Here is a 12,073-nt window from a genome sequence, read left to right as displayed (position 1 = left end):
TGAGGCAATGAGCAACGCGACGCTCGACGGCAAATCCATTTCTTCCGAAGACGCCTACGAACAAGCCGCGAAAATTCTGCAAGAGGCGAGCTTTCCGCTGGTGGCCGGCCTCGGGGCCGATGTCGCCGGCGCGCAGGCGGCGATCCTCCTGGCCGAGCGGCTGCGCGGCGCTTTCGATCATCTCGCCTCGCGCGATTCGCTGACCGATCTCGAGGTGCTGCGCTCGGCCGGCGTGTTCGTGACGACGCCGAACGAGGCGCGCGTGCGCGCCGATCTCGTGCTGCTGGTCGGCCCCGGCCTGCAGAGCTATTGGCCCGGAATCTTCGATCGTCTCGCGCTCGACAAGGAGACGATCCACGGCGGGACGAGCAAGCGCCGCGTGCTGTGGATCGGCCCCAAGCGCAACGAGGCCAAGCTCGACGGCGTCGAGATCGAGACGATCGCCGCCACCGAGCAGGACCTCGCCGGCGTGCTCGGGGCGCTTCGGGCGCGCGTCGGCGGACGGCCGGCGGCGCTCGCCCCCGCCGCGCTGAAGAAGATCGACGCGGCGGCCGAGGCGCTCAGAGCGGCGCGATTCGGCGTCGCCGTATGGGCGGCGGCCGGGCTCGATCCGCTGATCGTCGAAATGCTGCAGGGCATGATCGCCGATCTCAACGTCACGACCCGCTTCACCGGCGTGCCGATCGGCGGCCGCTCCGGCGCCACCGGCGTGCTGCAGGCCTCCGCCTGGATGACCGGCTTTCCGCCGCGCACGGGCTTCGGCCGCGGCTATCCCGAGCACGACACCTGGCGCTTCGAGGCCTCGCGCCTCGTCGACAGCGGCGAGGCCGACGCGGCCTTGTGGATTTCCGCCTATGACGGCGAGGCCCCGCCCTGGGAGAGCGACGATATTCCGCTGATCACGCTGGGGCCGCCCGGCTCTGCGCCGAAGCGCGGCCTCTTCATCGCCGTCGGCAAGCCGGGCGAAAACTATGACGCGGTCGAGTTCGCGCAGGAGACCAGCTCGCTGGTGCTGCGCCGCGCCGGCGCGCCGGCCGAGCTGCCGACCGTCGCGGAGGCGATCGCCGCCATCAGCGCCAAATTTTCGGAGGATCTGCCGTGCTGACTCGTTTGCGCGGCGGCCATGTCGTCGACCCTTTCAACGGCGTCGACGGCGTCGCCGATGTTTATCTCGAGGATGGGCGCATCGTCGCCCCGGACGGCCGCGCGCCGGACGAAGAGATCGACGTCTCCGGCCATGTGGTGATGGCCGGCGCGATCGACATCCATTCCCATATCGCCGGCGGCAATGTGAATTCGGCGCGGCTGCTGCTGCCCGAGATGCATCGCTCGATCCGCGCGCGGCTCGACGGCACGCCGCTTTCGACCGCCAAATGGTCGACCTTCGAGACCGGCCGGCTCTATGCGCAGATGGGCTTCACGACGGTGGTCGAGCCCGCCGTCGCGCCGCATCACGCGCTGCACGCCCATTTCGAGCTCGGCGACGTGCCGATCATCGACAAGGGCGCGCTGACCGTCCTCGGCAATGACGACTTCCTGCTCGCTGCGCTGCGCTCGAACGAGAGCGAGACCGCCATCACCGATTATGTCGCGCAGACGGTCGAGGCGACCGGCACGCTCGGGCTCAAATGCATTAATCCCGGCGGCGCCGACGCCTTCAAGCAGAACATGCGCGCCTTCGGGCTCGACGAGATCGTGCCCTTCTATGGCGTGACCTCGCGGCAGATCTTCACCTCGCTGCAGAAGGCGACGCAGACGGTCGGCATTCCGCATCCGCTGCATCTGCACATGAACAATCTCGGCATCGCCGGCAATATCGACACGGCGCTCGCGACGATCGACGCCGCCGAGGGCCTGCCGCTGCATCTCGCTCATGTGCAGTTCTACGCCTATGGGCTCGAGGGCAAGAGCGCTTTCTCCTCTGCGGCGCCCGCGCTCGCGGCAAAGATCAACGCCAATAAAAACATTACAGTCGACGTCGGCCAAGTGATGTTCTCCGATACGGTGACCATCTCCTCCGACGTGCTGAGCCAATACGGCAGGCTGGAAGGCGCGATCCCGAAGAAGGGCGTCATCTTCGACGGCGACGCCAATGGCGGCGGCGTCGTGCCCTACGCCTATCGCATCTCGAACTATTACAACGCCGTCCAGTGGGCCGCGGGGCTGGAATTGTTCCTGCTGATCGAGGACCCTCTGCAGGTCTTCTTCACCACGGATCATCCCAATGGCGGGCCCTTCACCACCTATCCGGAGCTGTTCGCGCTGCTGATGAGCGCCGAGCTGCGCGCGCAGTGGCTGGAGCGCCTGCCGGCCGAGGTGCGGGATGTGACCACCCTGCCCTCGATCACGCGCGAATATACGCTGAACGAGATCGCGCTGATGAGCCGCGTCGGGCCGGCGCGCCTCTATGGCTTTACCGATCGCGGCCGGCTCGACGCCGGCTCCATCGCCGACATCGCCGTCTATAAGGACCAGAGAGACAAGGCCGGCATGTTCCGCAACGCCGCTTATGTCTTCAAGGACGGCGAGCTGGTCGTGCGCGACGGCGCGGTGACGAAATATGTGAAGGGCAAGACCCTGCGCATTCGCCCGGGCTACGACCGCGCGATCGAGAAGCGGCTCGACGCTTATTACGACGATGTCTACGGCCTCTCGCGCGCGATCTTCGAGGTTCCCGAATCGGCGCTCGCCGGCAAGAGCGTCTATGCGGAGGTCGCATGCCGCAATTGATCGGCCCTTCGGAGGACGCGCCATGCTGACCCGTCTTCACGGCGGCCATGTCGTCGATCCCGTCAACGGCGTCGACGAGATCGCCGACCTCTATTTCGAGGACGGCCGCATCGTCGCGCCCGAGGGACGCGCGGCCGATGTGGAGCATGACGTCTCCGGCCATGTGGTGATGGCCGGCGCGATCGACATTCACTCGCATATCGCCGGCGGCGGCGTGAACACGGCGCGGCTGCTGCTGCCCGAAGCGCATCGCGCCCATCGGCCGCGCCCGGCCGACACGCCGCTGTCGACCGCCGGCTGGTCGACCTTCGAGACCGGCCGCCTCTATGCGCAAATGGGCTATACGACCGTCATCGAGCCGGCGATCTCGCCGCATCACGCGCTGCACGCCCATCTCGAGCTCGCCGACATTCCGATCATCGACAAGGGTTTTTTGACGGTCCTCGGCAATGAGGATTTCCTCCTCGCCGCCTTCCGCGACCGCGCGAGCCAGGAGTCCATCGTCGATTATATCGGCGCCACGCTGGAGGCGACGCGGGCGATCGGCGTCAAATGCGTGAACGCCGGCGGGGTCGACGCCTTCAAGCAGAACATCCGCCATTTCTCGCTCGACGACGAGGTTCCGGAATACGGCCTCTCCTCGCGGCAGATTTTCCAGAAGCTGCAGCAGGCGGTGAATGCGACGAAGATTCGTCATCCGCTGCATCTGCACATGAACAATCTCGGCCTGCCCGGCAATGTCGAGACGGCGCTGGCGACGATCGACGCCTCGCAGGGCCTGCCGCTGCATCTCGCCCATGTGCAATTCTATGCCTATGGGACCGAGGGCAAGAACGGCTTCTCCTCGGCCGCGGCGAAATTCGCCGAGAAGATCAACGCCAACAAGAATGTCACGGTCGATGTCGGCCAGGTGATGTTCTCCGACATCGTGACCATCTCCTCCGATGTGATGAAGCAGTTCAACAGCCTGCCCGGCGGGCGGCCGAAGAAGGGCGTCATCTTCGACGGCGATTCGAACGGGCTCGGCGTCGTGCCCTACTCCTATCGCGTCTCGGATTTCTTCAACGCCGTGCAATGGGCGGCGGGCCTCGAGCTGTTCCTGCTGTGCGATGATCCGATGCAGGTGTTCTTCACCACCGACCATCCGAACGGCGCGCCCTTCACCACCTATCCGGAAGTGTTCGCGCTGCTGATGAGCGCCGATCGCCGGGCGCAATATTGCTCGCGCCTGCCGGCCGAGGTGCTCGAGCTCACCAATCTGCCGGCGCTGAAGCGCGAATACACGCTCTATGAGATCGCGACGATGACCCGCGCCGCGCCGCGCCGGCTCTATGGCTTCGAGGATCGCGGCCAATTGGGCGAGGGCGCGGTCGCCGATATCGCGATCTACAAGCTCCAGGCCGACAGAGCGGCGATGTTCCGCAACGCGGCCTATGTCTTCAAGGACGGCGAGTTCGTCGTGCGCGAGGGCAAGGTTTCACATTACACCAGAGGGAGGACGCTGCGCGTGCGGCCCGAATATGATCGCCAGATCGACAGCCGCCTCGACAAATATTACGAGGGGCTCTATGGCCTGCCGCGTGCGCTGTTCGAAGTGCAGGACGCGGCTCTTCCCGCGTCGGCGAGATTTTCGGAGGTCCCGTGCCGCCATTGATCCGCAAGGGAATCCGCATCGACGAGAGCTTCGCCGAGGCTTTTCCGATGACAGGCTCGGGCGTCGTCGTCACGGCGCCGACCCGCAAATGGGCCCTTCAGGCCGCGACCACCATGACCGGCTACGCCACATCGGTGATCGGCTGTGACTGCGAGGCCGGCATAGATTGCGAATTGACCGCGCGTGAGACGCCGGACGGACGTCCGGGCGTGCGCGTGCTGCTGTTCGGCTTCTCACCCAAGAGCGTCGAGAAGGCGCTCGTCAATCGCATCGGCCAATGCGTGCTGACCTGTCCCGGCTCGGCCGTCTTCTCCGCCTTCGACGGCGAGGCGAAGATCAAGGTCGGCGATTCGATGCGCCAGTTCGGCGACAAATGGCAGATCTCCAAGGCCATCGACGGCCGCCGCTATTGGCGCGTGCCAGTGATGGACGGCGAGTTCCTGGTCGAGAGCCAGGTCGGCCTCACCAAGAAATCGGTGGGCGGCGGCAATCTGCTGATCATGGGCGAGGATTGGGCGAGCACCATGCGCGCGACCGAGGCGGCCGTCGAGGCCGTCCATGCGACGCCCGACGCGATCGCGCCCTTCCCCGGCGGCGTCGTGCGCTCCGGCTCCAAGGTCGGCTCGAAATATAAGGGCATGGGCGCCTCGACCAATGACGCCTATTGTCCGACCCTGCGCGGCGCGACCGACAGCGCGCTCGACGCCGATATCGGCTGCGTGCTGGAGATCGTCATCGACGGCCTGACCAGCGAGGCGGTCGCGGCGGCGATGCGCGCCGGCATCAAGGCGATCGTCGCGCTCGGCCCCAAGACCGGCGCCAAGCGCGTCGGCGCCGGAAATTACGGCGGAAAGCTCGGCCCCTTCCACTATCATCTGAAGGATCTCGTGTAAGTGAAGCCGCTTCTCTTCACGCTGAAAGCCGAGCCCGACCAGCGGCTCGACCTCTCGCTCCTGACGCCGGACCGGCTCGTCGGCCGCTCGGCGAAGGAGATCGAGGGGATTTCCATCGGCACGACGCGCGAGACCGTGACCGTCGGCGACCTGTTCAAAGTGCGGCTCGGCGAGGCGACCTCGGTGCGCTTCGACGGCGGCTCCGATCGCTTCGACCTTCTCGGCGCCAAGCTGCTGCCCGGCTTCGAGATTCATGTCGAGGGCGACGTCGGCGCGCAGCTCGGCCGGTCGGCCAAGGGCGGGACGATCACGGTGGCCGGCGACGCCGGCCCCTACGCCGCCTCGCAGTCCGCCGGCGCGCTCATCGATATTTATGGCGACGCCGGCGATTTCCTCGGCGGGCCGCTCGCCGGCGAGATTCCCGGCATGTCGGGCGGCCGCGTGATCGTGCGCGGCAGCGTCGGCGCGCGTTGCGGCGACCGTCTGCGCCGCGGCATCATCATCGTCGAGGGCGACGCGGGCGACGATCTCGGCTCGCGCGCGATCGCCGGCACCATCATCGTGCTCGGAGAGGCGGGCGAGCGCATCGGCTATCTCAACAAGCGCGCCTCGATCGTTTTGTCCGAGCAACGCGCGCTCGGCCCGACCTATGTCGATTGCGGCGCGCATAATCTCGGCTTCGCCAAGCTGTTCGCCAAATCGCTGGCTCCCGAGAGCCGCGGCGCCTCGCGCCTGCTGTCCGGCCGGCTGCAGCGCTTTGCGGGCGATACGGCAGTGTACGGCAAGGGCGAGATACTGGTTCCGGCCTGAGACCAGGGCAATCGGGTGAAGGATAAAAATCCCCAACCCTCGTCCTGAGGAGCCGCCGCAGGCGGCGTCTCGAAGGGCGGCCGCTGGGCGAAATCAAAGGTTTCTCCCCGTTGCCGTCCTTCGAGACGCCCGCTTCGCGGGCTCCTCGGGACGAGGGCGATGGGGCTATAGTCCTGCACCCGATTGCCCTGGGCTGAGACGCCCGGACATTGCGGGGGCTGAAAAAGCTCATTGGATGATCTGGTGAGGGCGTGCTCGTCGCATCCGCCATCGATCTGATCGGCAAAACGCCCCTGGTCGCCCTGGCGCGGGCTTACACGGGTCCGGGCCGAATCGTCGCCAAGGCGGAATTTCTGCAGCCGGGCGGCAGCGTCAAGGATCGCGCCGCGAAAGCCATTCTCCTCGCCGCCCGCGCGGACGGCCGCTTGCGGAACGGCATGACGGTGGTCGAGATGACCAGCGGCAATATGGGCGCGGGCCTCGCCGTCGTCTGCGCGGCGCTCGGCCATCCGCTGATCGTGACCATGTCGGCCGGAAACAGCGCGGCGCGCGCGAGGATGCTGGAGGCTCTGGGCGCCGAGGTCGTCCTCGTCGCTCAGATCGACGGCGAGCCGGGCCGGGTGACGGGTCGCGACATAGCGGCAGCGGCGGAAGCCGCCCGGCGGATCGCGAGCGAGCGCGACGGATTTTACGTCGATCAGTTCCATGCTGAAGAGGCGATCGCCGCGCATGAGGCGACCACCGGTCCCGAAATCATCGAACAGCTCGGGCGTCCGCCGGACGGCTTTGTGGCGGCCGTGGGCGCTGGCGGCACCTTCATGGGCGTGGCCCGGGCGCTGAAGGCGGTCGCCCCGGCCACGATCTGCGCGGCGGTCGAGCCGCGCGGCTGCCGCCCGCTCGCCGGCGAAGTCGTCGTGCAACCCCGGCATTTGCTGCAAGGCGTCGGCTATGGCTCGATTCCGCCGCATTGGGATCCGTCCTTGATGGATATGAGCCTCGGCGTCGGCGACGAAGAGGCCGAGCGCTGGCGCCGCGCGCTCGCGAGAAAAGAGGGCCTTCATGTCGGCTACTCGGCGGCGGCGAATGTCTGCGCCGCGGCGATTCTCCTGCAATCGGGTCGGCTAAGGCGGGACGCCACGGTGGCGACGGTGCTGTGCGACACGGGCCTGAAATATTGAGCCGCATATCTATCGGCGCGGCATGGGACATTTGCCCGTCGCTCGGGCGTTCGCAAGCCGCCTGCCCTCGTATTTTCAGATGCTTGCCGCTAAAATGGGAAAATTTGAACGGCGTGCGTCTCAAAATGCCGAATTGCGTGAAAAGGGCCTTCATGCTACTCCTCGGCCCAGCTCAAACCTGCCGGCTCATGCGGAAACAGCGAGAGAAGCAGGATGAGACATCGCCTCGAAAGGGCGAATTCTTCAAATGGAGGAAGTGACATGGCCTGGACCGCTCCGGTGATCGTCGAAGTCTGCGTCGGCATGGAAATCACCAGCTACGAGTCCGCCGAGATCTAATTTCTCGGCGCGAACCGCCCTTTGGGCGGCTGAATTTCCGAGCCGGTAAGAAGCCCGCATGTTCTCACGGGTGCGGGCTTCTTACCGGCTCGCCTGTTTCGACGGCGCTCACCCGCTGGATGATTGAAAAAGCGCGGCGCGGACGCCGCGCGAATCTCGTCACGCCTCGGGAAGCCGACAGATCAATCCCGCGAGTCGGATCGGCCGTGCCCCGCGCGGCGATAATGATAGAGCGACACGCGCAGATTCTTATTGGCCAGATCCTGTCCGGAGCGATCCGGATCGACGATCAGCTCGACATAGAGATCGAGCGAGCCATCACGGCCTTCCTTCACCGCTATTCCTTCGACCTCGCGGTCGCCCTCCGGCTTGGGCAGCTGGAACAATTCCTCGACCTTGCCCGTGCGCAGATTGGCGCGATAGATCGACTGGGTCGAATTATCCGACGACATATAGAGCCAATCGCCATGGACCTTCGCGCCCTGAATGCTTTCGAGCGCCGTGTCCAGCGTGATGACGCCGGTCCATTTCCACCCGGGCAGGCTATACACATTGATCGTGTTGCCGCTCTGCCATTCCTTGCCATAGCCGCGATGCCGCTCGTGGTCGATCGCGACCCAGCTGGCGATATCCTTCTTGGGATTGCTCGGCGCGCCGGTCAGCTCATAGGAAACGCCCGTGTAGCTGAGATCGCGCGCGTCGAAGAGCGCGACATGGCCGTTGGTGTAGCCATTCGTCGTATCGAGCGGGGCGTAGATGATCCCATCGTGATAATCGATGTCGCCGATGTGATCGAGACCTTGCGCCAGCAGCGCCGGCGGAATGCCGGGCGTCAGATTGAAAGGCAGCGAAAAGGACGAGTTCCTCTTCACCGTCTCGAATTTCTTATTGGCGATCTCCAGTCCATATTGCCAGGAGAAGAACCAGCGGTCGCCATGGACCGCGATTCCCTGCGTGCGATAGAGTCCGGTGAAGGAGTTTGCCGGCTGGTGCAGGAAGAATTGCTGCTCGTCGGCCAGGACCCAGTCCCTGGCCTGCAGCGGCTGGCCGTGGGTCGGGCCGTGACGGCGGTCGAAATCCAAGCGTCCTTTGCCGGCGTCGGCCGGCGCGGAGAGAGTAGCCGCCAGCGCCAGAGCGAGCGCGGCGGTGATATGAGCGCGCGTGACATGCATTGTGGTAAGCCCCCATTTTGGTTGCGCGAAAGGGGACTTAGCGGCGTTGCATGACGTGTTTTTGAAGCGGATGCGTCATTTGGGTCAGGAGGCGCGCCGACACCAGCGGGGACTGCCGCCTTGCCCGGGTTTCGGCGCCGATGTAGCTTCGCCCCTGGCTCGCGACGCGGAACGCGAGCGACGACCTCGGATGCTTTCCACCGACCGGACGGGGCGCCGAGCGAGATGTCGAGGAGGCCCGTATGAACATCGTCATTCGCAGCGAGGGCGCCGATCGCGCGACCTATCGCTCGGCCGCATATCGCGTCATCTGGCGCTGGCATTTTTACGCTGGCCTCTTCTGCCTGCCGTTCGTCTTCGTGCTGACGATCACGGGCGCGATCTATCTGTTCAAGCCGCAGATCGACGCCTTTCTCGACCGCCCTTACGATCAACTGACGCTGTCGGGCGCGCCGAGATCGCTGGACGAGCAGGTCGCCGCCGCACAGGCGGCGATGCCCGACGCGCGCCTCACCGGGATCGAGCTGCGCGCCGACCCTCGAGACGCCGCGCGCGTGCTCTTCTCCAAGAATGTCGCCGCCGCGCCCGCCGAAGAATTCGTGAATTTTCGCGTGTTGGTCAGACCCGACACGCTCGAAATCCTGACCATAGAGGACGAGCGCTTCCGTCCGTCGCGTCTCGCCGGCGACATTCATGGCGACATGCTGCTCGGCGGGCCCGGTCATATCGCATTGGAGCTCGCCGGCGCCTGGGCGATCGTCATGATCGTCACCGGCCTCTATCTCTGGTGGCCGCGCGATTCGCAGAGCCTCGCCGGCATTCTCTATCCGCGCCTTTCGTCCGGCCGACGCCTGTTCTGGCGCGATCTGCACGCGGTCACCGGCTTCTGGATCTCCTTTTTCGCGCTGTTCCTGCTGCTGACCGCCCTCCCCTGGACCACTGTCTGGGGCAAGAGCTTCCGCTATCTGCGCAGCCTCGGCGAGCAGGCGATGGTCAAGCAGGACTGGACCACCGGGCCCGACGAGAAGCAGGCGCAGCGCAAGGAGGGCTTCCAGCAGGCGGCGCCGGCGCCCAGCGCCGATCCGCACGCCGGCCACCATGGCCATCATGGCGGCGCAATGCCCGTTGGCCGGCCGCCGCTCGGCTTCGACAAAGCGGCGGCGACCGCGGCGGGACTCGGCCTCGCCGATCCGGTGACCATTGCCCCGCCCGCAGCCGGCAAGCCCAATTGGGTGGTGAAGTCGACGACCCAGAACCGCCCCCTGCGCCGGACCGTCGAGCTCGATCCGACCAGCTTCGAGACGCTGCGCGAGAGCGGCTTCTTCAGCGCGCCGCTGATCGACCGCCTGTTCGGGATCGGCATCGCCGCCCATGAGGGCCAGCTGTTCGGCTGGCTGAACCAGCTGCTCGGCCTGCTCACCGCGATCGGCTATCTCCTGCTGGTCGTCTCCTCGGCGGTCATGTGGTGGCGCCGGCGCCCGCGGGGCGCTCTCGGCGCGCCGCCGGCGCTGTCGCCCGAGCCGCGCCTGGCGCCGCTCGTGCTCGGCCTCGTCGTCGCGCTGGCCGTGTTTCTGCCGACGCTCGGCCTGTCGCTGCTGTTCGTTCTGGCGATCGAGCAGATCATCCGCCGCTTCCTCCCCGGCGCGCGCGGATGGCTCGGGCTGCGGCCGATCTGACCGCGACCACGCTCCCCAAATCCTAGCAGGCGACCCGGATTTTCCGAGCGGAGATCTTGCCCTGCATTTGGAAGCGAGACAGGATGCGCCCGCGCCGCGGCTCGCTGCTGCGGCGCGTCACTCGGGAAGAAACGGCGGACCAACATGAAGTTCTTCGTTCCAGCATCTATTTCGGCGATGCTCGCCGTCGCGGGACTCGCAGCCGCGACGGCCGCCCCCGCCGCGGGAGCCGACGCCTCGCTCCTCACCGACGCGCAAAAGCTGTTTCGGCCCTTGCCGGCCTCGCCGAGCGGGGCGAATGAACAGGCCGAGCTCGGCCGACGGCTATTCTTTGAAAATCGCGTCTCGGCCGACGGCAATGTGAGCTGCTCTCATTGCCATCTGCCGGAGCTGCAGGGCGCGGACGGCCTGCCGAAGTCCTTCGGCGTGTTCGGCAAGATCAATCCCCGCAATGCGCCGACGATCTTCAACGCCGCGCTGCAGTTCAAGGCGCATTGGCGCGGCGACCGTGAGACGATCGAGGAGCAGGCGGAAAAATCGCCGACCGGCGCGGTGAGCTTCGGCAATCCCGATTTCGCGGCGGTGATCGCCAAGCTGAGGTCCATCCCGGGCTATCCGGGGCTCTTCGCCAAGGCCTTCCCGGGCGAGGCGGACCCGGTGACGCAGAAGAATTGGGGCCGAGCGATCGGCGCTTTCGAGCGCACCCTGCCCCGGCCGACTCGTTTCGACGCATTTCTGAAGGGCGACGAGAAGGCTCTGTCTCCTGCCGAGCAGGCGGGCCTGCGCAAATTCATCGCCGTCGGCTGCGCCGGCTGTCACGACGGCGTCGGCCTCGGCGGCGCGAGCTTCGCCAAATTCGGCGTCGTCTCGGATTATTGGAAGGAGACCGGCGTCGCGGAGCCCGACAAGGGCCGCGCCGACGTGACGAAGAACGACGCGGATCTCTATGTGTTCAAGGTCCCCAGCCTGCGCAATGTCGCGAAGACCGCGCCCTATTTCCACGACGGCTCGGTCGCCGAGCTTCCGCGCGCTGTGCGGGTGATGGGCAAAACGCAATTGGGCGTCGATCTCGCGGACAAGGACGTCGAATCGATCGTCGCCTTCCTCGGCGCGCTGACCCAGCCTGTGCCGGCCGATTATTCGGCGCCGGCCCCCTTCCCCGACGCCGCCGCCCATAAATGAGGCGAGGCGGCGGCCCTCAGGGTCGGGGCCGCCGCACCGCGCGACTCAGGTCTCCTCGTCGGTGTCGATGTCGCCATCGATGAGGCCGGAGACGTCGTCGTCATCCTCTTCCTCATTCTCGAGGAAGGTGTCATCCTCCTCGACGGCGTCGTCGATCTCGACATCCTCGTCCACGTCGATCGCATCGGCCTTCGACTCGCTCGCCTCGACCTCGTCGAGCGACACCGTCTCGGCCCCGTCCTTCTCGCTTTCGACGGTCTCGTCCTCCTCGACGGCGCGGCTCGCGACGCGCGTCGTCGCCACGTGGAAAATCGCTCCACACTTCGGGCAGACGACCGGATCCTTGTTCAGATCGAAGAATTTGACGCCACAAGATTGACATTGGCGCTTGGCGCCGAGTTCGGGTTTGGCCACGGTCCTTGCTTCCTCGATATAGAGC

Annotated in this window: 11 protein-coding genes; 9 read left to right on the top strand and 2 right to left on the bottom strand. The window is 66.2% G+C overall.

The genetic code is table 11. The features are described 5' to 3' along the window. Positions 1–7 precede the first annotated feature (7 nt). The 7 genes from K3F48_RS01595 (at position 8) to pqqA (ending at position 7,604) form a co-directional block, all read left to right on the top strand. Entirely contained in the window at positions 8–1,105 is a 1,098-nt protein-coding gene (locus tag K3F48_RS01595) for a formylmethanofuran dehydrogenase (RefSeq protein ID WP_222573647.1), read from the top strand. Then, positions 1,099–2,730, top strand: coding sequence for a formylmethanofuran dehydrogenase subunit A (locus K3F48_RS01590; RefSeq protein WP_222573646.1), 1,632 nt, complete (start codon positions 1,099–1,101; stop codon positions 2,728–2,730). The genes K3F48_RS01595 and K3F48_RS01590 overlap by 7 nt, the downstream gene beginning before the upstream one ends. 22 nt (positions 2,731–2,752) lie before the next feature. Then, positions 2,753–4,384, top strand: a complete 1,632-nt coding sequence (locus K3F48_RS01585; RefSeq protein WP_222573645.1) for a formylmethanofuran dehydrogenase subunit A — start codon at positions 2,753–2,755, stop codon at positions 4,382–4,384. Beyond that, entirely contained in the window at positions 4,372–5,277 is a 906-nt protein-coding gene (fhcD, locus tag K3F48_RS01580; protein ID WP_222573644.1) for a formylmethanofuran--tetrahydromethanopterin N-formyltransferase, read from the top strand. Before K3F48_RS01585 ends, fhcD begins: the two co-directional genes overlap by 13 nt. Beyond that, entirely contained in the window at positions 5,278–6,087 is an 810-nt protein-coding gene (locus K3F48_RS01575) for a formylmethanofuran dehydrogenase subunit C (RefSeq protein ID WP_222573643.1), read from the top strand. Between the two features lie 251 nt (positions 6,088–6,338). Then, positions 6,339–7,265 (top strand): cysteine synthase family protein, encoded by a 927-nt coding sequence (locus tag K3F48_RS01570; protein WP_222573642.1) that lies wholly within the window; start codon positions 6,339–6,341, stop codon positions 7,263–7,265. Between the two features lie 213 nt (positions 7,266–7,478). After that, positions 7,479–7,604 carry a pyrroloquinoline quinone precursor peptide PqqA gene (pqqA, locus tag K3F48_RS24765; RefSeq protein WP_370631329.1) on the top strand — a complete coding sequence of 42 codons (126 nt, stop codon included), beginning with the start codon at positions 7,479–7,481 and terminating at the stop codon, positions 7,602–7,604. A 182-nt stretch (positions 7,605–7,786) separates the two neighbouring features. Here pqqA and K3F48_RS01560 read toward each other — a convergent pair whose 3' ends face one another. Continuing rightward, positions 7,787–8,776, bottom strand: a complete 990-nt coding sequence (locus K3F48_RS01560; RefSeq protein WP_222573641.1) for a PEP-CTERM sorting domain-containing protein — start codon at positions 8,774–8,776, stop codon at positions 7,787–7,789. A 242-nt stretch (positions 8,777–9,018) separates the two neighbouring features. On the opposite strand from K3F48_RS01560, the gene K3F48_RS01555 reads away from it, so the two are divergent. Continuing rightward, positions 9,019–10,452 (top strand): PepSY domain-containing protein, encoded by a 1,434-nt coding sequence (locus K3F48_RS01555; protein WP_222573640.1) that lies wholly within the window; start codon positions 9,019–9,021, stop codon positions 10,450–10,452. Positions 10,453–10,596: 144 nt separating this feature from the next. Continuing rightward, positions 10,597–11,634 (top strand): cytochrome-c peroxidase, encoded by a 1,038-nt coding sequence (locus K3F48_RS01550; protein WP_222573639.1) that lies wholly within the window; start codon positions 10,597–10,599, stop codon positions 11,632–11,634. A 45-nt stretch (positions 11,635–11,679) separates the two neighbouring features. Here K3F48_RS01550 and K3F48_RS01545 read toward each other — a convergent pair whose 3' ends face one another. Next, complete coding sequence (locus K3F48_RS01545) at positions 11,680–12,048, bottom strand: TIGR02300 family protein (RefSeq protein WP_222573638.1); 369 nt, start codon at positions 12,046–12,048, stop codon at positions 11,680–11,682. Positions 12,049–12,073 lie beyond the last annotated feature (25 nt).

Source organism: Methylosinus sp. Sm6 (assembly GCF_019802345.1).
GTDB lineage: Bacteria > Pseudomonadota > Alphaproteobacteria > Rhizobiales > Beijerinckiaceae > Methylosinus.
This window is presented reverse-complemented; position numbering and strand designations above follow the sequence as displayed.